Here is a 22,089-nt window from a genome sequence, read left to right on the forward strand (position 1 = left end):
TCGGTCAGGGTGCCAGGATGATGGGCAGACTGTCCCGCATGGCCTGGCCGGCGTCCTTGCGCTGAATCAAAGGGACATGGCTGCCAGCGGTGGCCCGCAGCGGCCACAATGAGCCTCATGGCCCAGATCAAATTCCAGGCTCCGCAGAGTCAGGCGCCTGAGCAGCGCTTCGGCAGCAGCTATGAGCAGCCCTTCGAACTGCTGCAGGCCTGCCATGAACGGGTGGAACGCAGCCTGCAGCTGCTGCTGCGCCTGTGTCAGCATCTCAAGGTCCAGGGCATGGACGTCAGCGCCCGCGACGCCGCCGGGGACATCCGGCGCTATTTCGACATCGCCGCCCCCCTGCACCACCAGGACGAAGAGCTGCACGTCTTCCCCGTGCTGGAGCAGCTGGACGACGAGCCCCTGCAGGAGGTCTGCGCCCGGCTTCGCGACGACCACCAGCGCATCCACGCGCAGTGGGAAGTGCTGCGCACCCTGCTGACCCAGCTCGACGGCCAGCCCGACGGTCCGCTGCCCGCATTGCAGCTGGACATGCTCTGGCGGGCCAGCGACGCCTTCGTCGATATCCACAAGGAGCATGTGCGGCTGGAGAACCAGATCGTCTTCCCCAGCGCGCAGCACGGTCTGAGCACCGCCCAGCAGCAAGCCATGGGTGAGGAGATGGCCGCCCGGCGCGGCCTTGACCTGCGTCAGCCTCGCTGAGGCCCCCATTGCGCCGGATCAAGGCAGCAGCAGCGCGCGGAAGTCGTTGACATTGGTGTAGGTCGGGCCGGGGCTGAAGAGATCCCCGAGAGCCTCAAAGAAGTCATAAGCCCTGTGGCGGGCCAGCAGGTCCGCGGCAGACAGGCCTAGCGTCTGCGCGCGCGCGAGGCTGTCAGGGCCAAGGAAGGCTCCGGCATTGGCCTCGGAGCCGTCGATGCCGTCGGTGTCGGCCGCCAGCACGTGCACACCCGGCTCTCCCTGCAGGCCCAGCGCGCAGCCCATCAGGAACTCGGTGGCCCGCCCGCCCCTGCCCTGCAGGCCGACGGGCATGCTCACCGTGGTCTCGCCGCCGGAGAGGATCACGCAGGGGCGCGTGAAGGGCTCGCCATGCCGGGCCACGGACTGCGCCAGTGCCGCGTGCATGCGGCCGATCTCGCGCGACTCGCCCTCGATCTGGTCGGACAGCACGTGGACCGCCAAGCCCAGGCTGCGGGCCAGCGCGGCCGCCGCCTGCAGGCTCATTCGCGGGGTGGCCAGCATCAGCACGCGCTGGCCGCTGAAGCGCGGGTCGCCCGGTTTGGGCGTCTCGAAGGTGCCGCCCTGCAGGCCCGCCCAGGCGGCCTCGGGCAAGTCGAGCCCATAGCGCCGGCACAGCGCAAGGGCGTCCTCGCAGCGCGTGGCATCCGGCACCGTCGGCCCGGAGGCGATCACCGCGGGGTCGTCCCCAGGCACATCTGAAATCAGCAGGGTCGCGACGCGCGCTGGCGCGCAGGCCGCGGCCAGGTGCCCGCCCTTGATGACCGAGAGGTGCTTGCGCACGCAGTTCATCTCCTGGATGGACGCACCCGAGGCGAGCAGCTGGCGGTTGAGCGACTGTTTGTCGGCGAGGCTCAGCCCAGGCTGGGGCAGGCTCAGCAGGGCCGAACCGCCGCCGGAGATCAGGCAGATGACGCGGTCCTCGGGCTGCAGGTCGTGCGCCATCTCTAGGATGCGTTGCGCGGCCTGCGCGCCGGCAGCATCCGGCACGGGGTGCGAGGCTTCGACGATCTCGATGCGGCGGCACGCCGCCCAGGGCGGTGTGTGGTGCCGTCGGGTGATGACCAGGCCCTCCAGCGGCGCCGCGGTCGGCCAGTGGGCTTCCAGCGCCGCCGCCATCGCGGCGGAGGCCTTGCCGGCGCCGATCACCAGGCAGCGGCCGGGCAGGTCCTGCGGCTGCGCCCCCAGCAGGTCTGTCCAGTCGATGCGGCCGGGCTGGAAGAGCTGCAGCGGCGCCGCGCGATCGACCGCAGCCTGGTAGAGCCGGGTCAGCAGTTCACGAGGGTTCAGGTCCATCGGGCCAGTGTAGGCCGGCCCCCTCAGGGCCGCGAGCCGGCCTGCACCCAGCGCCCGATCAGCGCCCGCTCGTCCTCGGTGATCTGCGTGGCGTTGTTGAGCGGCATGCTCCTCTGCACCACCACCTGCTGGTAGACCTGGGTGGCCTGCGCCTGCAGGGCCTCCGCGCTGTCCAGGCGCACGCCCTTCTGCGCCTGCTGCGCGTTGTGGCACATGACGCAGCGCTGGGCCACCACGGCCTGCACCTGGGCCAGAGCCGGCTCAGCGATGGCCGCCGTGCTGGACGCGCCCACCGGCTTCACCAGCCACAGCAGGGCCACCAGCATCATCGCCACCACCACCAGCAGCGGCCAGGCATTGACGCCTTTGTGTCGCTTGACGAACCAGGTGCGGGTCAGCGAACCGCCCAGCATCAGCAGGATCAGCACGACCCAGTTCCAGGCATGGCTGTAGAGCATGCCGTAGTGGTTGGACAGCATGCTGACCAGCACCGGCGCCGTCAGGAAGGTGTTGTGCACGCTGCGCTGCTTGCCACGCTGGCCGTAGACGGGGCTGACGGGCCGACCGGCGCGCATGTCGGCGATCACCTGCTTCTGGCCCGGGATGATCCAGAAGAAGACATTGGCGCTCATGATGGTGGCGATCATGGCGCCCACGATCAGGAAGGCCGCACGCCCCGCGAAGAGCTGGCAGGCCGCCCAGGCAGCGAAGGCGATGAAGACCGCGATCAGGCCGAGCACCAGGCCGTCGTTGCCGATGCTGCCGTCCTTGCGGTGACCGAAGCGGCGGCAGATTTGGTCATACACCAGCCAGCCCGCCGCGAGGAAGCCCAGGGCGCTGGCGATGGCCGCGGGGGCCGACCAGTCGTGTACCCGGCGGTCAATCAGGAAGCTCTCGGCATTGAAGAGATAGAGCACGGTGAACAGCGCAAAGCCGCTCATCCAGGTCCAGTAGCTCTCCCAGTAGAACCAGTGCAGGTGCTGCGGCAGGTTGGGCGGCGCGACCAGGTACTTCTGCGGGTTGTAGAAACCGCCGCCATGCACGGCCCACAGCTCGCCGTCCACGCCCCGGGCCTTGAGGTCCGGGGCCTCCGGCTTGAGCAGGTGGTTGTCCAGCCAGACGAAGTAGAAGGAGGCGCCTATCCAGGCGATGGCCGTGACGATGTGCAGCCAGCGCAGCAGCAGATTGGCCCAGTCCAGCAGATAGCTTTCCATGCGGTATCAGCTCCATTGCGGCTCACCACAGCGGGCCCTGTGAACCGGGAAGGTCGCGGATGTGCTGCGGTCAGGCAGCAGGCGGCCGCGGCGACCGAAGCGGAAGTGTATACAGTTTCTCACCAACAGGCGTCCGTGCGAAAGCTGGACCTGGCGCAGGGGGCGCCACCGCCCTGACGGCATACTGAGGGCATTGAATCCGCTCCAGGAGCCCTGTTGATGACCCCCATTTCCAAGTCCCTCCGTCATGTCTTCACCCGCCCCTTGCTGGGCCTGGCCCTCTGCGGTGCCGCCCTGGCGGCCCAGGCACAGGTCAGTGTCAAGGACGCCTGGGTGCGCGCCACCGTCGCGCACCAGAAGAGCACCGGCGCCTTCATGCAGCTCAGCAGCGCCAAGGCGGTCAAGCTGGTGAGCGTCAGCAGCCCGGTGGCCGGCGTGGCCGAGGTGCACGAGATGAAGATGGACGGCGGCGTGATGAAGATGCGCCCCATCGAGGCCCTGGACCTGCCTGCGGGACAGGCCGTGGAGCTCAAGCCTGGCAGCTTTCACCTGATGCTCATGGAACTGAAGGCCCCCATCAAGGACGGGGACACCGTGCCCCTGAGCCTGGTCTTTGAAGGCGCGGACAAGAAGCGCGAGACCGTGGAGGTCAAGGCCAGCGTGCGCGGCATGGGCATGATGCAGGGCGGCGGGATGCCCGCCGGCATGGGCAGGGGTCGCAACAAGCAAGGCGCGGCCTCGGCGCCCGACGAGCACAAGCACTGAGCTCAGCCCCCCGGCAGGCTCAACAGCTGGGCGGCCACGGCAATCGCAATCACCTCGGGCTGCTTGCCGGTGATGCCCGGCAGTCCGATGGGGCAGTGCACGGCCGCCAGCTCAGCGTCACTGAAGCCCCGCTCGCGCAGCCGGGCCTGGAACTTCGCCCACTTGGTACGGCTGCCGATCAGGCCGATGAAAGGCAGGTCGGCGCGCTCGCGCCAGCGCTTCAGGCAGGCGGCGAGGATGTCAAGGTCCTCCGCGTGCGAGAAGCTCATGATCAGCACGCGGCTGCCCGGGGCAAGACCTGGCACTGCACCCTGCACGGGCTCGGAATGCTCGGTGCTCACCCGCGGGTCCAGGCCCGCGGGAAAGACTTCCTCGCGGCTGTCCACCCAATGGATGCACAGGGGCAGGCGCGCCAGCACCTCGACCAGGGCCCGCCCCACGTGGCCACCGCCGAAGAGCGCCACGGGCGCCCACTGTGCCTCGCCCCCCAAGCGCTCACGCAAGCCGGCCACGTGGGAGGCATCCAGCCATTCGAATTCGAGGTGAACCACGCCGCCGCAGCACTGCCCCAGGCTGGGCCCGAGCGCAACGCGCCGCAGCGCCCGCAGCACATGCCCGGCGGCCAGGCCGGCGCGGGCCTCGGCCATGGCCTCATGCTCCAGCTGCCCGCCGCCAATAGTGCCCAGCAGTCCTGAGGCATCGACGGCCATCCAGGCCCCGACCTCCCGTGGGCCGCTGCCCTCCACCTGTGCCACGCGCACCAGCACGGCCGGCCCGCGGATCAGCCATTGCGCGAGTTCCTGCCAGGGAGCCACGCTTCAGCTGCCGCGGTAGGTGGAGTAGCTCCAGGGGCTGGCGAGCAGCGGCACGTGGTAGTGCGCTCCGGTATCGGCGATGCCGAAATCCAGCGGCACCTCGTCCAGGAAGGCCGGCTCGGGCAGCTCGGCACCCTGGCCCCGGAAATAGTCGGCCACAGCGAAGACCAGCAGGTAGCGGCCTGCCAGCAGGGCCTCACCCTCCAGCAGGGGGCCATCGGCGCGACCGTCGGCATTGAGCTGCAGGGACTTGAGCAGGTGCGGCACGCCGCCTGGCGCGGGATCCAGGCGGTAAAGCCGGACCTGCATGCCGGCGGCTGGGCGACCGTGCATGGTGTCCAGCACGTGGGTGGTGAGCTTGCCCATGGATTTCTCTGTCCTGAGGATGGCTGCCGACCAGCGGCGATGGGCAAAGTGTATACACTTCAGCACACAACCCAAGAGTCACCATGCCCAGCCCGTCCCACCGCAAGGCGCCTGCCGCGTCCCTGGACGGCGACAGCGCCACCGACCGCATCGCCGCAGCCCTGACCCAGGCCATCATCGAGCGCCGCCTGATGCCCGGCACCCGCCTGGCGGAGCAGAAGCTGGCCGATCTCTTCCAGGTCTCGCGCACCCTGGTGCGCCAGGCCCTCAACCAGCTCAGTCGCGACCGTCTGGTCACGCTCACGCCGGCCCGCGGCGCCTGCGTAGCCGAGCCCAGCGTGGAGGAGGCCCGCCAGGTCTTCGAGCTGCGCCGCATGCTGGAGACGCAGCTGGCGCGCGAGCTCGCCGGCCGCATCACGCCGGCGCAGATCCGTGCGCTCCGCAGCCACCTGCGCGAGGAGCGCGCCGCGGTGAAGCGCAAGGACGTCAGCGGCCGCACCCGCCTGCTGGCAGACTTCCACGTGCTGCTCGCCCGCCTGCTGGGCAACGAGGTGCTGGCCGACCTGCTGCAGGAGCTGCTCTCGCGCTCTTCCCTGATCGCGCTGATGTACCAGAGCAGCCATTCGGCGGCCGAGAGCCAGGCGGGCCACGAGGCCCTGGTCGATGCCCTTGAGGCCGGCGATGCCGCCCGCACCGAGCAGCTGATGCTGGACCACCTGGGTCACGTCGAGGCCCATCTGCGCCTGCAACAACCCTCTTCCGACCTCAGGACCGCCCTGCAGCTATGAACGCACGCTACCCCCGCGACCTCGTCGGCTACGGCCGCAACCCGCCCCAGGCGCAGTGGCCGGGCCAGGCCCGCGTGGCCCTGCAGTTCGTGCTGAACTACGAGGAAGGCGGCGAGAACTCGGTGCTGCACGGCGATGCTGCGTCCGAGCAGTTCCTCTCAGAGATGTTCAACCCCGCGGCCTACCCCGCGCGGCACTTGAGCATGGAGGGCATCTACGAGTACGGCTCGCGCGTGGGCGTGTGGCGGCTGCTGCGCGAGTTCGAGCGCCGCGGCCTGCCGCTGACGGTTTTCGGCGTCTCGATGGCGCTGGAGCGGCATCCCGAGCTGACCCGGGCCTTCGTCGAGCTGGGCCACGAGATTGCCTGCCACGGCTGGCGCTGGATCCACTACCAGGGCATGGACGAGGCCCAGGAGCGCGCGCACCTGCAGCGCGGCATGGCCGTCATCGAGCAGCTGACCGGCCAGCGTCCCGAGGGTTGGTACACCGGCCGCGACAGCCCCAACACCCGCCGCCTGGTGGCAGAGCACGGCGGCTTCGCCTACGACAGCGACTACTACGGCGACGACCTCCCCTTCTGGCTGCAGGTGCGCCGCAGCGACGGCAGCCTGGCCCCGCACCTGGTCGTGCCCTACACCCTGGACTGCAACGACATGCGCTTCGCCCTGCCCCAGGGTTTCAGCCACGGGGACGAGTTCTTCGAGTACCTGCGTGACAGCTTCGACGTGCTCTACGCCGAGGGCGCCGAGACCCCGCGCATGATGAGCGTGGGCATGCACTGCCGCCTGCTGGGCCGCCCGGGCCGCATGAGGGCCCTGCAGCGCTTCCTGGACCATGTGCAGTCCCACGAGCAGGTGTGGATCTGCCGCCGCATCGACATCGCGCGGCACTGGCGCGCCACGCACCCCTTCGACCCCGCCTCCGCCTTTGTCTGGGAGTGAGCCTTGAGCCTGGATCTTGACCACCTCAACACCCTGGACGCCGAGGCCTTCGCGGTCGCGCTGGACGGTGTCTACGAGCATTCGCCCTGGATCGCCCGCCGCGCCGCCGCCCGGCGGCCCTTTGCCAGCCTGCCCGCCCTGAAGCTGGCCCTGGCTCAGGTGGTGAGCCAGGCCTCGCTGGACGAGCAGCTGGGCCTGATCCGCGCCCATCCGGAGCTGGCCGGCAAGGCGGCCATCGCCGGCCAGTTGACTGTCGAATCGACCGACGAGCAGAGCCGAGCCGGCCTGCAACACTGCAGCCCCGCCGAGTTCGAGCGCCTGCAGGCCCTGAACAAGGCCTATGGCCAGCGCTTCGGCTGGCCCTTCATCCTGGCTGTGCGCGGGCCGCGAGGCCTTGGCCTCTCGCGCCAGGCCATCATCGAGACCTTCGAGCGCCGCCTGGCCGCACCGCCGGACCTGGAGCGCGCCGAGTGCCTGCGCAACATCCACCGCATCGCCGAGATCCGGCTGGACGACAAGTTCGAGGCCCCGCCCCTGCTGGGCAATGCCGTGCTCGACGCCGCCGATCGCCTCGCGCGGCACTCGGAGCAGCCCTTCGCCGAGCAGGGTCAGCTCTGCGTGACCTACATGACGCCTGTCCACCAGGCCGTCGCGCAAGACCTGGCCCTCGCCATGCGCGAGGCGGGTTTCGATGAGGTGGGCATCGACGCCCTGGGCAATGTGGTCGGTCTCCTGCACGGCACGCGGCCCGAGGCACCGCGCCTGCTCACCGGAAGCCACTATGACACCGTGCGCAACGCCGGCCGCCACGACGGCCGCCTGGGCGTGCTGGCCACCATCGAGGCCGTTCGGCATCTGAAGCAGCAGGGCCGCCGCCTGCCCTTCACGCTGGAGCTGGTGGCCTTTGCCGAGGAAGAAGGCCAGCGTTTCGCCGCCACCTTCCTCAGCAGCAGCGCCCTGGTGGGGCGCTTCCAACCGGCCTGGCTGGAGCAGCGCGATGCGGACGGCGTCCGCCTGCAGGACGCCCTGCGCGCCGCCGGTCATCCCGGCACCCTGGACTCCATCGAGGCCCTGCGTCGCGATCCCGCCGGCTACCTGGGCTATGTGGAGCTGCACATCGAGCAGGGCCCGGTACTGTGCGAGTTGGACCTGCCTCTGGGCGTGGTCACCTCCATCAACGGCAGCCGCCGCTACCTGGGCGAGATCATCGGCCTGGCCAGCCATGCGGGCACCACGCCCATGGACCGCCGCCGCGACGCCGCCGCCGCCGTGGCCGAGCTGGTCCTGGCCGTGGAGCGCGAGGCCCTGGCAAGACCTGGCACCGTGGCCACCGTCGGCCTGCTGGAGGTACCGGGCGGATCGATCAATGTGGTGCCCGGGCGCTGTCGCTTCAGCCTGGACCTGCGCGCAGGCAACGACGCCCGGCGCGACGACCTGGACAGCGTTGTGCGCGCCCAGCTGCAGGCCGTCTGCGAGCGCCGCGGCCTGCAGTGGACGCTGACCCCCACCGTCGTGGCCTCGGCCGCGCCCAGCGATCCGGCCTGGCAGGCGCGCTGGGAAGCCGCGGTGCAGCGCCTGGGCCTGCCGGTGCACCGCCTGCCCTCCGGCGCCGGCCATGACGCCATGAAGATCCACGAGGCCCTGCCCCAGGCCATGCTCTTCGTGCGCGGCGGCAACTTGGGGATCAGCCACAACCCGCTGGAGACCGTCAGCAATGACGATGCAGACCTCGCCGTGCGCGCCCTGCTGGCGTTGCTGGAGGAATTGAGCAAGGAACACAAGGCATGAGCCAACCCACCCCACCCACCACGCCCGAACGCCAGGCGCTGTATGCGCAGCTCGACGCCTGGATCTCCGCCCATTTCGATGAGGAGGTGGCCTATCTTCGGGCCCTGGTCCAGGTTCCTACCGACACACCGCCGGGCAACAACGCCCCTCATGCCCAGCGCACGGCCGAACTGCTGGCAGCGATGGGCCTGCAGGCCGAGCCGCATGCGGTGCCGCAGGCCGAGGTCGAGGCAGCCGGCTTGCAGAGCATCACCAACCTGATCGTGCGACGCCGCTACGGCGAGGGCGGCCCGGTGATCGCCCTCAATGCCCATGGCGACGTGGTGCCGCCCGGCGAAGGCTGGGCCCACGGCCCCTACAGCGCAGACATCGTCGATGGCCGGCTCTATGGCCGCGCGGCGGCCGTCAGCAAGAGCGATTTCGCCACCTACACTTTCGCCCTGCGTGCGCTGGAAAGCCTGCAGCAGCCCCTGCGCGGTGGTGTGGAGCTGCATTTCACCTACGACGAGGAGTTCGGCGGCGAGCTGGGCCCCGGCTGGCTGCTGAAGCACGGTCTCACCCGCCCAGACCTGCTGCTGGCCGCCGGCTTCAGTTACCAGGTGGTGACGGCCCACAACGGCTGCCTGCAGATGGAGCTCACGGTGCACGGCCGCATGGCCCATGCCGCCATCCCGGACACCGGCATCGATGCCCTGCAGGGCGCGGTGAAGATCCTCAACGCGCTCTATGCCCAGAACGAGCGCTACCGCCAGCTGTGCAGCCAGGTGCCGGGCATCCAGCACCCCTACCTGAACGTGGGCCGCATCGAGGGCGGAACCAACACCAATGTCGTCCCCGGCAAGGTGGTGCTGAGGCTGGACCGCCGCATGATTCCCGAGGAGGACCCGGTGCAGGTGGAGGCCGAGCTGCGCCGCGTGATCGCCGAGGCCGCCCAGGGCTTCGCGGGCACGGTGGAGGTGCGGCGCCTGCTGCTGGCCCGCTCGTTGAAACCCCTGCCGGGCCACGAGCGCCTGACAGAGCCGCTGCAGCGCCACGGCCAGGCCGTGTTCGGAGAGCCCATCCCGACCTCGGGCACCCCGCTCTACACCGACGTGCGCCTCTACGGCGAGCAGGGCATCCCGGCTGCCATCTACGGGGCCGGTCCGCGCACCGTGCTGGAGTCCAATGCCAAGCGCGCCGACGAGCACCTGGTGCTTGAGGACCTGCGCCGAGCTACCCAGGTGGTGGCGCGCACGCTGCTGGATCTGCTCTGCGCCTGATCCCGCCGGTGTTGCCCCGGGCGCACCGCCAGCCGCGGGTTTGGGCGCATACTGGCGGCCAGCAGAGGCATGGCGTCGCAAGACCTGCCCCTGCCCCGCTGGAGTCGCCATGCCTGTTGCCGCACTGAGCCGCCGACACTGCCTCGCCCTCGCCCTGACCGCCCTGGGCGGCGCACCCGCGCGGGCGATGGGCCACGCGGCCCTGCCAGTGCTGAGCTACTACGACTACCCGCCCTTCTCCACCGGCCCGGGTCAAGGCCTGACGCAATCGCTGCTGACCCTGCTGCAGGAGCGTGCCGGATCACTGCTGCCACCGATGCACGAAGAGCTGCTGCCGCGCAGACGGGTCGCCGCCCTGGTCGGGCGCAGTGACTGGATGGGCCTTGTGCCCTGGGTGAGCCCGGCCTGGTTCCAGGACCTCGAGCGACACCGTTTCATCTGGACTGAGCCGCTGATGCAGGACGAGGACCTCGTGGCATCGCTGAAGTCGCGCCCGGTGGACTACAAGGAGCCGGCCTCCCTGAAGGGCCTGACCCTGGGCGGTGTCTTCGGCCATGTCTACCCCGAGACCGAAGTCCTGGTGAAGGCCGGCGATGTGCAGCGCCTGGACTCCTTCAGCCAGGAGTCCTGCCTGCGCATGCTGCTGCTGGGGCGGGTGGACGCCATGTTCATATCCCGCAGCGGCCTGGCGGGCTGGCGGCAGCGGCTGCCTGACTTCGATGCCCGCATCCACATCGCCGACACCCCCCGGCTGCGCTACCAGCGGCGCCTGCTGCTGTCGCCGCTGATGCCCACCGAGCAGAGCGACTGGCTGCGCCGGGCCGTGTCGGGTCTGCCGCAGGACCCTGCCTGGCGCGAGCTGCTGCTGCAGCATGGCGTGGAGCCGACCCTGTCCTGAACCTGTCCGGAAGGCTTGATCCAGTTCGTGTTCCTGGACGGGGCCTTTGGCTACACTGCGGCCCGTGAACCCCCGCCGCCCCTCCCTGCTGATGCGCTGCCTCGTGCTGCTGAGCCTCTGGTTCGGCGCGCTGGCGCCCGCGCTGTCGCAGGTGGTAGCAGCTCAGCGGGGTGAGCTGACGCCCTTCACCCAGGTCTGCCGCGCCAGCCTGGTTTCGCCCCGCGCACTGCTGGGTGAATGGCCCGAGAGCCGCCGTCATGGCGTCGAGGACCACGGGCTCTCGACCCACTGCAAGTTCTGCGCGTCCCATCAGCAGGACCTGGCCCTGCCCATGTCCGCCCTCGGCGTGCAGCCGGTTGAGGTCCGCGTGCTGGCCCTGCTGCCCGAGCGCTTTCTCTCCTCGCCTGCACAGCGCAGCGTCTGGCAAGCCGCCCTCTCGCGCGGGCCGCCCCAGGGACCCCTGCTTCCCTGATTGACACCCCACCGGGTCCGCGTCCTGCCGGATCCGGTCGGCAAAACCCGTTGAAGTGCCGCCCTGCCCGAGCCCCGGGCCTGGCCAGCCGCGACGGACTGTGTGGCCGCCACCGCCCAAGAGCCGGGGAAGGCCCCGCGCACTGCTGTACCTCCATCATGAACAAGTCCTTCCCTCTGCAGCCCCTGCTGCAGGCCCTCGCCCTGGCCTTCGTCCTCACCAACGTCCAGGCTCAGACGATCGACTCCGCCACGCCGCCCTCGTCGCCCCCTGCCGGCGACCAGGGTGACTCCCAGACCAAGCAGCTGGGCGTGGTCACCGTGCATGGCAACTCGCCGACCTCGCTCCCCACCACCATCCCCACCACCATCGAGGGCATCGACGCCGCCACCCTGGCCCGCACCGTGAATGCCACCGATGCCGAGGACGCGCTGAAGTACTTCCCCAGCCTGCTGGTGCGCAAGCGCTATATCGGCGACTACAACCACGCCGTGCTATCCACCCGCGCATCAGGCACCGGCAACAGCGCCCGCTCGCTGGTCTTCGCCGACGGCATCCAGCTCTCCAACCTGCTGGGCAACGGCGCTACCTTCGCGCCCCGCTGGGGCCTGGTAACGCCCGAGGAGATCGCACGGGTCGATGTGCTCTACGGCCCCTTCTCTGCCGGCTATTCGGGCAATGCCGCGGGCGCGGTCGTCGACTACCAGACCCGCATGCCCCAGTCCTTCGAGGCCCACGGCCGCGTGGCCACCGCGGTGCAGCCCAACTCGATGTACAGCCAGGACGAGACCTACCGCGCCACGCAGGGCAGCCTCTCGGTCGGCAGCCGCGACGGTGCGCTGGCCTGGTGGCTGCACGCCAGCCGCAGCCAGAGCCACGGCCAGCCACTGGTCTTCGCCAGCAAGCTGCTGAGCACCGGCACCGCCCCCACCGCCGGGCTGCCCGTGGTCAGCGGCGCCGTGCTGGACAAGAACCGCAGCATGCAGGACTGGTACCTGATCGGCAGCGCCACCGAGTACGACACCACCCAGGACCACCTCAAGGCCAAGCTCGCCTGGGACTTCAGCCCCACCCTGCGCCTGAGCTATGTGCTGGCCGACTGGAAGAACCGCAGCGAGGGCAGCTCCCGCAGTTACCTGCGCGATGCACAGGGCAAGACGGTGGACAACCGCTACGGCGGCGACATCAGCCAGGGCGTGGTCATCGACGGCAGACGCTACACGCTCGCCGCTTCCGACTTCAGCCGCAGCCGCGATGCCCTCGATCACCGCATGCAAGCCCTGACGCTGAAGTCCCACACCATGGGCTTCTTCGACTACAGCCTGGCCTGGAGCCAGTACGACTACCTCGGCGACCAGACCCGCAGCTACGCCCCCGTCAGCAAGGCCCAGCCCGAGGCCGGTCGCCTCACGGACCAGCACGGCACGGGCTGGAAGACCTTGAGCGCCCGCGGTGTCTGGCGCCCGGGCGGCGCTCATGTGCTGGAGGCTGGACTCTCACGCGAGGAAGGCACGCTCAGCACCCGGGTGGACAACACCGACGACTGGCGCACAGGTGCTGCGGCCAGCTTCGCCTCGCTCTTCGCCGGAAAGACCCGCAGCGACGCGCTGTACCTGCAGGACAGCTGGGAGCTGGGCCGGGACTGGCAGGCCGTGCTGGGCCTGCGCGCCGAGCACTGGCAGGCCCTGGACGGTCGCACTGAAGCAGCCTATATGGGCACGGCCGGCAAGGGCGCCTGCAACCCGGCCACCCAGCGCTGCGTCATGGGCCATGCCGAACGCAGCCTGCACGCGCTGTCGCCCAAGGCCGCGCTGTCGCACCAGCTGAGTGAGGACTGGATGCTCAAGGCCAGCACCGGACGCGCCGTGCGCTTCCCCACCGTCAGCGAGCTCTACCAGGGCGGCTTCGACGCCAAGACCGGCGGCGTGATCAACAACAACCCCGACCTGCGCCCCGAAAAGGGTTGGACCACCGAGCTCAGCGCCGAATGGGGCGAGGCCTGCAGCCAGCTGCGCATCACCTGGTTCCGCGAGGACACCCATGACGCGCTCTACTCGCTGCTGAACGTGGCGACCAACGCCACCACCGTCCAGAACGTGGACTACGTGCGCACCAACGGCCTGGAGCTGTCCTTCAGCACCGCCGGCGGCTGGACCGAGCGCCTGCTCAAGGGTCTGGGCCTCAGCGGCAGCCTGACCTATGCCGACTCACGCATGCTGGCCAGCAGCGGCTACGTGAGCGTGCCCGGCGACGTGGTCGGCAAGTGGCAGCCCCGCGTGCCGCGCTGGCGCGCGACCCTGCTGGCAAGCTGGCAGGTCCGACCCGACCTCAGCCTGAGCTATGGCATGCGCTACAGCGGGCGCCAATACGGCACCCTGGACAACAGCGACCCCAACGGCTTCGCCTACCAGGGCACCAGCAAGTACTTCACGACGGACCTGCGCCTGCAGTGGCGCATCAACCGCCAGTGGAGCCTGGCCGGCGGCATCGACAACCTCAACAACTACCAGTACTGGAACTTCCACCCCTATCCGCAGCGCACCTTCCACGCGGAACTGAAGTTCGATCTCTGAGCGCTGGAGCCACACCATGCATCGCAAGACGTTCCCCTTCCTTTCCCTCTTCTGCGCGCTGGGCGTGCTGGTGGGCACCCAGGCCCGGGCTCATGTGTCGCTTGAGCAGGCCGAGGCCGTCGCCGGCAGCAACTACAAGGCCGTGCTGCGCGTCGGCCACGGCTGCGACGGCGCCCCCACCACCCAGGTCACCGTGACCCTGCCCGAGGGCTTGCGCGGCGCCAAGCCTCAGCCCAAGGAAGGCTGGACCCTGGCGATCCGCAAGGAAACGCTGGCCCAGCCCTACGAGAGCCATGGCAAGACCATCCGCGAGGACGTCACCGAGGTCAGCTGGACGGCCCGCGACGAGCCGCACTACCTGCAGGACGGCTGGTACGAGGAATTCGTACTGCGCGGCGGCCTGCCCGAGACCGTGGGGGCGGTGTGGTTCAAGGTCCGCCAGCGCTGCACCCAGGGTGAATGGAACTGGGCCGAGCTGCCCGCCAGCGGCGCCACCAGCACGGCCGGGCTCAAGGCACCGGCGGTGCGACTGATGCTCAAGGCAGCGGGAGGTGGCGAGCATGCGCATTGAGTCGTGCCGATGGACAAGCATGCGCCAGAAGTGGAAAAGCACCGGAATGCACCGGTATCTAAGTGAGCCTGCCGACCTGCCTTCTTCAGGCTTTTGCAAAACGCCGGCCGCGCGAAGATGCCATGCATGACGCCTCGACACACACCACAAGCCCTGCGCCGCGGCCCTGGCCGCAAGACCTGCCCCCACGGGGCGGATCCCTGCGCCCGGGCCTGTCCGTCGGGCTGAGTCGTCCGCCCCTCACACGACCGCGCCCGGACCGCGTGCCCTCAGGGGCTCGCCTGATCTGCGCGGCTCGGCGCCCAGGCTCTCCATTCCACGCTGCGGCCCCACAGGCAGGATCGCTCCTGCCATGTCTCATGGGCAGCGTCCGTCGGCGCCTCCTGGCGGCCCCTCACCCGGGGGCCGCCTTTTTTATTGCCTGGATCTGAGGCTTGATTCGCCAAAGGTCATGGCCGGGATCACGCGCATTGGGCGCCTGCCATGGCGCCGGATAATCGCGTCCGTTTGGAATGAGGAACGCCGCACCGCGGCGTCGAGGACAAGAATGACATTACCCAACCTGCTGGCCACACGCAATGGCCGCCTGGGCGCCTTCTTCGCGCTGTACGTCACCGAGGGCATCCCGTTGGGCTTCGCTGCCATCGCGGTGGCGACACAGCTTCGCCGCATGGGCGTAGGCCCCGCCGCCATCGGCGCCTTCGTGGCGTCCTTCTACCTGCCCTGGGCCTTCAAGTGGGCCTTCGGCCCCGTGATCGACGTGTTCCGCTCCAAGCGCTTCGGCCATCGCCGCGCCTGGATCCTGTTCACGCAGCTGATGATGGCCCTGACCATCCTCGCGCTGATGGCCGTGCCCCTGCCCTCCGGCCTGGCCCTGTTCACCAGCATCCTGCTGGTGCACAACACCTTCGGCGCCATGCAGGACGTGGCCATCGACTCCCTGGCCTGCAACACGCTGCACGAGGACGAACGCGGACTGGCCAACGGCCTCATGTTCGCTGGGGCCAATGTCGGACAGGCCATCGGCGGCAGCGGCGTGCTCTACCTGATGGGCACCGTGGGCTTCCAGCCCAGCTTCGTGATGGTGGCGCTGTCCATCCTGCTGGTGACCGGCTTCATCGTGCTGCCCATGAAGGAAGCGCTGGCCGAGCAGCTGGAGCAGCAAGGGGCCGCCGCGGAAGCGCCCAAGGCCACCCTGAGCCAGGCTGCCAGCGAGATGAAGGCCTTCGCCGTGCAGTCCTTCCGTTCCTTCCTGGGCTCGCGGGGGGCCTTCTCGGCCATGTTCTTCGGCCTGCTGCCGGTCGGAGCCATGTGCCTGGGCCTGGCACTGCAGTCCAACCTGGCCGTCGAGTTCGGCATGGGCGACGGCGACGTGGCCCTGCTCAACCTCTGGTGCACCATCTTCGGCGCCGTCTCCATGGTGGTCGGGGGCATGCTGTCCGACAAGCTGGGCCGCCGCAGCATGCTGAGCCTGTACATCGTGCTGATGAGCGGTCCGGTCCTCTACCTCTGGTGGCAGATGCGCCTGAACGGCTACGACATGCCGCGCCCCTCCGGCAGCGCGGCCGTGCCGGCCCTGATCACGGCCCTGTGGATCGCTTCCATCAGCTACAACGTCTTCAACGGCATGATGTACGGCACACGCGCGGCCATCTTCATGGACGTGACCAATCCCAAGGTGGCCGCCACGCAGTTCACTGCCTACATGGCGCTGATGAACCTGGCCATCGCCATCGCAGCCACCTGGCAGGGCGTGGTGTCCGAGGCCTTCGGCTACCGCTGGACCCTGCTGATCGATGTGGCCACCGGCCTGATCTGCCTGCTGGTGCTGCCCATGATGAGCAAGCCCGAGGGCGATCGCATCAGCGATGACAAGACCGAAGGCCGGGCGCGCAAGTCGGCCGTGGTGCTGGGCCTGCTGTGCCTGGTCTGGGTGCCGGCATGGTGCTACCGCGGCCAGTTGGGTGAAGGTGCTCCGCTGATGCAGACCTTCTTCACCCTGGTCTTCGTGGCCTCTGCGCTTTTCCTGCTGGCCTCTCGCGAGGTGATGGGCCGCGACATCGGCCGCCTGCGCACCCCCGCGCTGTACTGCGCGCTGCTGCTGCTGGTCGTGTACTTCCGCAAAGACCTGGCACTGCTGGAGGCCCGGCCCCTGCTGCATCAAGCGGCCGAAGCCCTGATCCTGCTGGGCCCGGTGCTGGGCGGCCTCACCCTGCTGAGCCTGGCGGCGCGCTCCTGGGCCTCGCTGCACCGTGAGGACTGAGCCAGCGCACGGACCATCCACATGACAAGGGGCCCGCGGGGCCCCTTGTCAATTGCGCGGTTCAGGCCGCCAGCAAGTCCTGCAGCGCCTGCTCGCGGATGCCGTAGAAGCGCTTGATGTCCTCGATCTGCGCCAGCAACTGGGCTCGGCGCTCGGCGCTGATGCCCTGCGGGCGGCGCACGGCGAGGATCATCTTGTTCTTGCTGGTGTGCTCCAGCGAGATGAACTCGAAGACCTGCGTGTCGTAGCCCTCGGACTCCAGCAGCAGCGCGCGCAGCCCGTCGGTGATCATCTCGGCCTCCTGGCCCAGGTGGATGCCATGCTGCAGCAGCGGCTTGAGCAGAGACGGGCTCTGCATCTGCGGGCGCAACTGCTTGTGGCAGCAGGGCGAGCACATGATGATCTGGGCCTTGGCCCGCAAGCCCAGGTGGATGGCGAAGTCGGTGGCGATGTCGCAGGCATGCAGGGCAATCATCACGTCCAGCCGCTCGGGCCGGTACTCGCGGACATCGCCCTGGTCGAAGCGCAGGCCCTCGCAGGCATTGCGCGTAGCGACCTCGTTGCACAGGCGCACCATGTCCTCACGCAGCTCCACGCCCAGCACATGGGTGGCCTTGCCCAGCTCACGCAGGTAGTCGTGCATGGCGAAGGTGAGGTAACCCTTGCCCGAGCCGAAGTCCGCCACATGCACATCGGGCGACGACGCCAGGGCCGACTGCGACAGGGCCTTGCCGAAGATCTCGATGAACTTGTTGATCTGTTTCCACTTGCGGGACATGGCCGGCACCAGCTCCAGGCCCTGGCGCCCCTCGTGGGTGAGACCCAGGTCACGCCAGACCGGGCGCTCCATCGCCAGGTGGCGCTGCTTGCTGCGGTCGTGGCTGGCCGCCTCGACAGAGGACTCGTCCACTGCAGCGGACGGCTTGAGCTTGCCGACCCGCAGCGTCGGCCGCCCCTTGCGGCTGTAGGCCAACTGCAGCTCGCGGCTGTCCGTCAGCAGATGGGCGTTCTGGAAAGGGTGGCCCAACAGGCCGGCCAGCTCGTCCAGGCCCGCCTCCAGGCCGTGATTCTTGGTGATGTCGCGGGTCTTGTAGCGCCACAGAAAGCTCAGGGCACGCTCGCCGCGCAGCTCGATCTCACGCACCATCAGCCGCTCCAGGTCGGGCTCACCGCCCTCGGGCCTCGCGAGGCTCAGCCGGAAGCCCTGGCGCCCTGCCAGCACGCTGCGCAGGCTGTGCAGGAAGCGGGCGACGGCGTCGTCGGCATCGGGAGCCGCAGTGGCGGGGGCGATCAGGTGGCTGAACATGAGAGGGCAGACGATAAAAGCAGGCGTCCGGGGCATTCCGGGCGGATGCCGGATTGTCCCCGATGCGACCCCCGACACGGCAAGCCGGCGCTGCTCACGCCGGATCTGGGCGTTGCCTTGCCGGCTATTCATGGCTTAGGTCCTGCACGCCGACGTGGACACTGCAGCGACAATGCCCGCTGACACGGCTTGCGCTGCGTCGTGCGCGCCCTGTCGTCCACCCCGTCCTGCCGCACCTGCACACCTGCCCCGCCCCAAGCCATGCAAGCCCTGGAAACGCTGCTGTCCACCCAGTTGGCCGCCTGGCACAACAGGCATCCGCTGGCGCGCCATGTGCGGCCCCTGGACGTGCACACCATGGGCGTGGTGGCCTTGCCCTTCATGCGCAGCGGCCCACCGCGCGAAGCCCAGGAGCCGGTGCTGGGCGAGCCCAGCACCGAGACGGCCGTCCCCTCCTTCACCCAACGGCCCAGGCCGGGCCTGCTGCAGCGCCTGCTCGCCTGGCGGCCGGGCGGCAAGCCTCCACGCGAGCGCTGGCCGGTGTTCAGCGAGCAGTTCGTGGTCGGGGTGTCGGCCGCGCAAGCTGGTGAGTTCGCGCGGCGCCATGGCTACAGCCAGCGTCCGGACGACGGCAGCTGGCCCCTGCGCAACATCCCGGTTGACGAGGCACTGGCTGCCCAGGGGCCTGTGGACGGCGGTGGTGCCTGGCCGGAGGAAATCTATGTGCTCAGCGCCGCCATCGACGCCGGCCCGGGCCGTACCCGCGTGCTGGTCGCCCAGGGCGCCGGGCTGCGGCTCTACATCCGCGGCCCGCGCTGCCTGCATCCGCTGAAGGTCGGCGCCTTCGGCCTGCTGATGGCGCTGCTGCTGGGTCTGGTGCTGCTGGCCGGCATGGGCGGCTCCAGGACGGGGCCGACGAAGCCGGACCGCCCGGCCCAGGCAGCCTCTTCTGCGGCCCGCGCGGCCGCGAGCAGCGCCCTGCCGGACGTGCCTGCATCGACTGCGGCCCAGGCCGCCAGCGCGGAGGCCGCGGCCAGCACAGCCACGCCGGTTCCGGCGGCCAGCGAGTCCGGCCCAAGCAGCCCACAGGCCCCCCAGCCTGGCGAGGGCCAAGCCCAGCGCCCGCTGCTGAGCGCCAGCCAGCTCCCGGACACCATGGCCTCGGCGCCGGACATCAGGCCGCACCTGGTCTCTCGACCTGAAGGCAGCTCGGCAGCGCCAGCACGGGAGACCGAGCGCGCGCGCAAGGCCGAGGATGCTGCGCACGGGCCGGCCCAGGCCGCCAGCAAGGACACGCCCAGGGAAACCCGGCCTACCGATCAGATCATCGAGCGCGCCAACAGCGCCGGCCCGTCGGTTCGGGCGCCCGCCGTCGTGCGCCCGGCGATGAAGATCGAACGCCCGCCGCTGCGTAACCCGGAGACCAGCAAGGACGCCTCGATCAAGGACGCCGCCAGCGAGTCCACCAACGACGGCAAGGAGGCCGGCTCCGCCGCCGAAACGCTCAGGCAGCGCCCGGCTGGCAAGGCCCGCGACGCTGGCACGCGCGCCAACGGGCCCGACAACGCGCCCCTGGTCGCCCTGGTGGGCCCCGTCATGGGCAGCAAGGCCGAGGCCGAAGCCTATCTGCAGAAGATGCAGCCCCTCATCCAGCCTCTGGTGGGCAGGAAGCAGCTCGAACAGCAAGTGCTGCAGACGCCCGAGGGCTGGCGGGCCGCGGTGTGGCCCTTTGCCAGCCGTGAAGAAGCCCAGCTGATCAACGCCATGCTGGTGGCCCGCGGCCTGCGCACGCGGGCGGTGGACTTCTAAGCTCGGCCCCGCGGCGCGTGGTCGCGATCAGCTGCGGTAGTCGGCGTTGATGGTCACGTAGTCGTGGCTCAGGTCGCAGGTCCAGACCGTGGCCTGGGCCAGGCCACGATGCAGCGTAACGCGCACCGTGATCTCCGCCTGCTTCATCACCCGCTGCCCGTCTTCCTCGCGGTAGTCGGGGTGGCGGCCGCCCTGGCGCACCACGTGCACGTCGTCCAGGAAAAGGTCGATCAGGGTCTGGTCCAGGTCGGCGATGCCGGCATAGCCCACCGCGGCCAGGATGCGCCCGAGGTTGGGGTCGCTGGCGAAGAAGGCGGTCTTGACCAGGGGCGAGTGGGCGATGGCATAGGCGGCCAGCTGGCATTCGGCCTCGTCGCGGCCGCCCTCGACCTTGACGGTGATGAACTTGGTCGCGCCTTCGCCGTCCCGCACGATGGCCTGCGCCAGCTGCTGGGCCACGGCAATGACGGCATCACGCAAGACCTGACCCTCGGGCGAGGCCAGCGACTCGATGCGCGCATGGCCAGCCTTGTGAGTGGCAATCAGCACGAAGGAGTCGTTGGTGGAGGTGTCGCCGTCGATGGTGATGCGGTTGAAGGAGGCATCGGCCGCATCACGGACCAGGCCCTGCAGCAACTCGGGCGCGATGTGGGCGTCGGTGGCCACATAGCCCAGCATGGTGGCCATGTTCGGACGGATCATGCCGGCACCCTTGGAGATACCGGTGATCGTCACGGTGCGCCCCCCGATCTGCACTTGCCGCGAGGCGGCCTTGGGCAGGGTGTCCGTGGTCATGATGCCTTCGGCGGCTTCGGCCCAGGCGTCCGCTCGCAGGGCCTCGACGGCCTTGGGCAGGCCCGCGACGATGCGGTCCACCGGCAGGGTCTCCATGATGACCCCAGTCGAGAAGGGCAGGATCTGCGCAGGCTGCAGCCCCATCAGGCCGGCCAGGGCCTCGCAGCTCTGACGTGCCCGGGCCAGGCCGTCCTCGCCGGTACCGGCGTTGGCATTGCCGGTGTTGACCAGGATGGCGCGGATGCCCTGCCCCGCAGCCAGGTGCTCGCGGCAGATCTGCACCGGCGCCGCGCAGAAGCGGTTCTTGGTGAACACGCCAGCGACCGAACTGCCTTCATCCAGCGCGATCACGCTGAGGTCGCGGCGATTGGCCTTGCGAACGCCCGCCATGGTGATGCCCAGGCGCACGCCGGGGACGGGATGGAGCGAGGCAGGATCGGGGGCGGTGAGATTGACGGGCATGATGCAGCAGGCTTCAGATGGCGCCCCACGGCGCCGTTCGCCGGGGATTGTAGGACTGCACCCCGGCTGCATGGATGCACTGCAGCATGGAAAAGGGGCCGGTCTACGGCAATGCGCAGGAAAGGCATCGAACGCCCGGCGCCATGACAAAGGGCGAGGCCCTTGCGAGCCTCGCCCTTGTGCCTCAAACGGCCGCTCCCGTCGCGACGATCAGCGGCGCTGGCGGCGCCCTGCCATGAAGCCGACGGCGCCAAGGCCCGCCAGCATCATGGCCAGGCGGCTGGGTTCCGGCACCGGCGCGATCTGGGCCACGACCAAATCCTGGTAGGTGGGGTTGCTCAGGCGGGTCAGCTCGTAGAGCGCTGGACCATGGTAGGCCTCGGCGGCGTTCAGATAGCTGTTGACCAGGTTGACGAAGCTGGTGTTGTCGGCCGCCGTACCGCCGGTCAGGTTCTGGAAATAGAAGGAGCCCGCCCCGGCCGACACGCTGAAGGCCGCGGAGCTACTCTCATGCGTGATTTCCCAGACGGCGGTCTGGAAAGCGGCTCGCTCGACCGTCGTGTCCACACTGGAGAAGGTGGTCGAGAACAGTCCCTGCAGGGCCGAGGCCTCGCGACCGCTGAAGGTCCCCAGGGAGAAAGTCTGGTAGCCGTTTTCCTGGGTGGCGTAGTCCTGCTGCAGATCCACGCAGTAGGCGGCGAAACTCGCCCCGGTGGAGGAGGTGTAGTTCAGGACGCCGGTGCCGTAGTCGTCAGACCCCGTCGTGGTGAGCTTGATCGACCCCGGCTGGGTGGCATCGAAGAGCAGGGACACGGTCTGGCCCTGGGCCGGCAGGCTGAGGCCCGCGAGCGCGGCCAGCGCCACACCCCAGGACACAGCAAATTTCGTGACGTTCATCTTCGATCCCCGACGGCAGGCCGAAACACGGCTGGATCCCGAAAAACCCAGCCCCCACTCACACAGGCAC

19 protein-coding genes are annotated in these 22,089 nt (G+C 69.5%); 12 read left to right on the forward strand and 7 right to left on the reverse strand.

The genetic code is table 11. The annotated features are described in order from the left end of the window. The first annotated feature begins 117 nt into the window (after positions 1–117). The gene (locus H5407_RS05180; RefSeq protein ID WP_183103362.1) at positions 118–705 is read left to right on the forward strand and encodes a hemerythrin domain-containing protein; all 588 of its coding nucleotides are present in this window, start codon (positions 118–120) and stop codon (positions 703–705) included. A gap of 18 nt (positions 706–723) precedes the next feature. Here the strand turns inward: H5407_RS05180 and H5407_RS05185 are convergent, their stop codons facing one another. After that, the gene (locus tag H5407_RS05185) at positions 724–2,037 is read right to left on the reverse strand and encodes a glycerate kinase (protein WP_183103363.1); all 1,314 of its coding nucleotides are present in this window, start codon (positions 2,035–2,037) and stop codon (positions 724–726) included. Positions 2,038–2,060: 23 nt separating this feature from the next. Further along, a complete protein-coding gene (locus tag H5407_RS05190) occupies positions 2,061–3,251 on the reverse strand; it encodes a urate hydroxylase PuuD (RefSeq protein ID WP_183103364.1) in 1,191 nt (396 codons plus the stop codon). Positions 3,252–3,470: 219 nt separating this feature from the next. Here H5407_RS05190 and H5407_RS05195 point away from each other — a divergent pair, with 219 nt between their 5' ends. Then, a complete protein-coding gene (locus H5407_RS05195) occupies positions 3,471–4,016 on the forward strand; it encodes a copper chaperone PCu(A)C (RefSeq protein WP_183103365.1) in 546 nt (181 codons plus the stop codon). A gap of 2 nt (positions 4,017–4,018) precedes the next feature. Here H5407_RS05195 and xdhC read toward each other — a convergent pair whose 3' ends face one another. Further along, entirely contained in the window at positions 4,019–4,831 is an 813-nt protein-coding gene (xdhC, locus tag H5407_RS05200; protein ID WP_183103366.1) for a xanthine dehydrogenase accessory protein XdhC, read from the reverse strand. Positions 4,832–4,834: 3 nt separating this feature from the next. Next, on the reverse strand, positions 4,835–5,197 hold the full coding sequence (gene uraH, locus H5407_RS05205) for a hydroxyisourate hydrolase (protein ID WP_183103367.1): 363 nt from the start codon (positions 5,195–5,197) through the stop codon (positions 4,835–4,837). A gap of 83 nt (positions 5,198–5,280) precedes the next feature. Here uraH and H5407_RS05210 point away from each other — a divergent pair, with 83 nt between their 5' ends. The 9 genes from H5407_RS05210 to H5407_RS05250 all read left to right on the forward strand — a co-directional run bounded on the left by H5407_RS05210 (position 5,281) and on the right by H5407_RS05250 (position 16,750). Continuing rightward, positions 5,281–5,985 (forward strand): GntR family transcriptional regulator, encoded by a 705-nt coding sequence (locus H5407_RS05210; RefSeq protein ID WP_183103368.1) that lies wholly within the window; start codon positions 5,281–5,283, stop codon positions 5,983–5,985. Continuing rightward, on the forward strand, positions 5,982–6,926 hold the full coding sequence (puuE, locus tag H5407_RS05215) for an allantoinase PuuE (protein WP_183103369.1): 945 nt from the start codon (positions 5,982–5,984) through the stop codon (positions 6,924–6,926). Before H5407_RS05210 ends, puuE begins: the two co-directional genes overlap by 4 nt. Before the next feature lie 3 nt (positions 6,927–6,929). Next, the gene (uraD, locus tag H5407_RS05220) at positions 6,930–8,714 is read left to right on the forward strand and encodes a 2-oxo-4-hydroxy-4-carboxy-5-ureidoimidazoline decarboxylase (protein WP_183103370.1); all 1,785 of its coding nucleotides are present in this window, start codon (positions 6,930–6,932) and stop codon (positions 8,712–8,714) included. Continuing rightward, on the forward strand, positions 8,711–9,973 hold the full coding sequence (locus H5407_RS05225; RefSeq protein ID WP_183103371.1) for a M20/M25/M40 family metallo-hydrolase: 1,263 nt from the start codon (positions 8,711–8,713) through the stop codon (positions 9,971–9,973). The genes uraD and H5407_RS05225 overlap by 4 nt, the downstream gene beginning before the upstream one ends. Before the next feature lie 109 nt (positions 9,974–10,082). Continuing rightward, a complete protein-coding gene (locus H5407_RS05230) occupies positions 10,083–10,871 on the forward strand; it encodes an ABC transporter substrate-binding protein (protein WP_183103372.1) in 789 nt (262 codons plus the stop codon). 64 nt (positions 10,872–10,935) lie between these two features. Next, entirely contained in the window at positions 10,936–11,343 is a 408-nt protein-coding gene (locus H5407_RS05235) for a DUF2946 domain-containing protein (RefSeq protein WP_183103373.1), read from the forward strand. A gap of 158 nt (positions 11,344–11,501) precedes the next feature. Further along, a complete protein-coding gene (locus H5407_RS05240; RefSeq protein WP_183103374.1) occupies positions 11,502–13,916 on the forward strand; it encodes a TonB-dependent receptor in 2,415 nt (804 codons plus the stop codon). A 16-nt stretch (positions 13,917–13,932) separates the two neighbouring features. Beyond that, positions 13,933–14,487: a YcnI family protein gene (locus H5407_RS05245; RefSeq protein ID WP_183103375.1), complete on the forward strand. Its 555-nt coding sequence runs from the start codon at positions 13,933–13,935 to the stop codon at positions 14,485–14,487. Positions 14,488–15,034: 547 nt separating this feature from the next. After that, a complete protein-coding gene (locus H5407_RS05250; RefSeq protein WP_183103376.1) occupies positions 15,035–16,750 on the forward strand; it encodes an MFS transporter in 1,716 nt (571 codons plus the stop codon). A gap of 61 nt (positions 16,751–16,811) precedes the next feature. Here H5407_RS05250 and H5407_RS05255 read toward each other — a convergent pair whose 3' ends face one another. Beyond that, a complete protein-coding gene (locus H5407_RS05255) occupies positions 16,812–18,056 on the reverse strand; it encodes an SAM-dependent methyltransferase (protein ID WP_183103377.1) in 1,245 nt (414 codons plus the stop codon). A gap of 261 nt (positions 18,057–18,317) precedes the next feature. On the opposite strand from H5407_RS05255, the gene H5407_RS05260 reads away from it, so the two are divergent. Further along, entirely contained in the window at positions 18,318–19,865 is a 1,548-nt protein-coding gene (locus tag H5407_RS05260) for a hypothetical protein (RefSeq protein ID WP_183103378.1), read from the forward strand. Between the two features lie 27 nt (positions 19,866–19,892). On the opposite strand, the gene argJ is transcribed toward H5407_RS05260, so the two are convergent. Together argJ and H5407_RS05270 are read right to left on the reverse strand one after the other, a co-directional pair. After that, complete coding sequence (gene argJ / locus H5407_RS05265; RefSeq protein ID WP_183103379.1) at positions 19,893–21,122, reverse strand: bifunctional glutamate N-acetyltransferase/amino-acid acetyltransferase ArgJ; 1,230 nt, start codon at positions 21,120–21,122, stop codon at positions 19,893–19,895. Between the two features lie 210 nt (positions 21,123–21,332). After that, complete coding sequence (locus H5407_RS05270; RefSeq protein ID WP_183103380.1) at positions 21,333–22,019, reverse strand: PEP-CTERM sorting domain-containing protein; 687 nt, start codon at positions 22,017–22,019, stop codon at positions 21,333–21,335. Positions 22,020–22,089: the final 70 nt, after the last annotated feature.

Source organism: Mitsuaria sp. WAJ17, from assembly GCF_014174515.1.
GTDB lineage: Bacteria > Pseudomonadota > Gammaproteobacteria > Burkholderiales > Burkholderiaceae_C > Roseateles_B.

Coding starts and splice junctions, on each gene's coding strand:
- puuE (WP_183103369.1), top strand. CDS start 5,982: ATGAACGCACGCTACCCCCGCGACCTCGTCGGCTACGGCCGCAACCCG.
- uraH (WP_183103367.1), bottom strand. CDS start 5,197: ATGGGCAAGCTCACCACCCACGTGCTGGACACCATGCACGGTCGCCCA.
- argJ (WP_183103379.1), bottom strand. CDS start 21,122: ATGCCCGTCAATCTCACCGCCCCCGATCCTGCCTCGCTCCATCCCGTC.
- H5407_RS05230 (WP_183103372.1), top strand. CDS start 10,083: ATGCCTGTTGCCGCACTGAGCCGCCGACACTGCCTCGCCCTCGCCCTG.
- H5407_RS05270 (WP_183103380.1), bottom strand. CDS start 22,019: ATGAACGTCACGAAATTTGCTGTGTCCTGGGGTGTGGCGCTGGCCGCG.
- H5407_RS05195 (WP_183103365.1), top strand. CDS start 3,471: ATGACCCCCATTTCCAAGTCCCTCCGTCATGTCTTCACCCGCCCCTTG.
- H5407_RS05250 (WP_183103376.1), top strand. CDS start 15,035: ATGACATTACCCAACCTGCTGGCCACACGCAATGGCCGCCTGGGCGCC.
- H5407_RS05225 (WP_183103371.1), top strand. CDS start 8,711: ATGAGCCAACCCACCCCACCCACCACGCCCGAACGCCAGGCGCTGTAT.
- H5407_RS05190 (WP_183103364.1), bottom strand. CDS start 3,251: ATGGAAAGCTATCTGCTGGACTGGGCCAATCTGCTGCTGCGCTGGCTG.
- H5407_RS05210 (WP_183103368.1), top strand. CDS start 5,281: ATGCCCAGCCCGTCCCACCGCAAGGCGCCTGCCGCGTCCCTGGACGGC.
- H5407_RS05255 (WP_183103377.1), bottom strand. CDS start 18,056: ATGTTCAGCCACCTGATCGCCCCCGCCACTGCGGCTCCCGATGCCGAC.
- H5407_RS05260 (WP_183103378.1), top strand. CDS start 18,318: ATGCAAGCCCTGGAAACGCTGCTGTCCACCCAGTTGGCCGCCTGGCAC.
- H5407_RS05185 (WP_183103363.1), bottom strand. CDS start 2,037: ATGGACCTGAACCCTCGTGAACTGCTGACCCGGCTCTACCAGGCTGCG.
- H5407_RS05180 (WP_183103362.1), top strand. CDS start 118: ATGGCCCAGATCAAATTCCAGGCTCCGCAGAGTCAGGCGCCTGAGCAG.
- H5407_RS05240 (WP_183103374.1), top strand. CDS start 11,502: ATGAACAAGTCCTTCCCTCTGCAGCCCCTGCTGCAGGCCCTCGCCCTG.
- H5407_RS05245 (WP_183103375.1), top strand. CDS start 13,933: ATGCATCGCAAGACGTTCCCCTTCCTTTCCCTCTTCTGCGCGCTGGGC.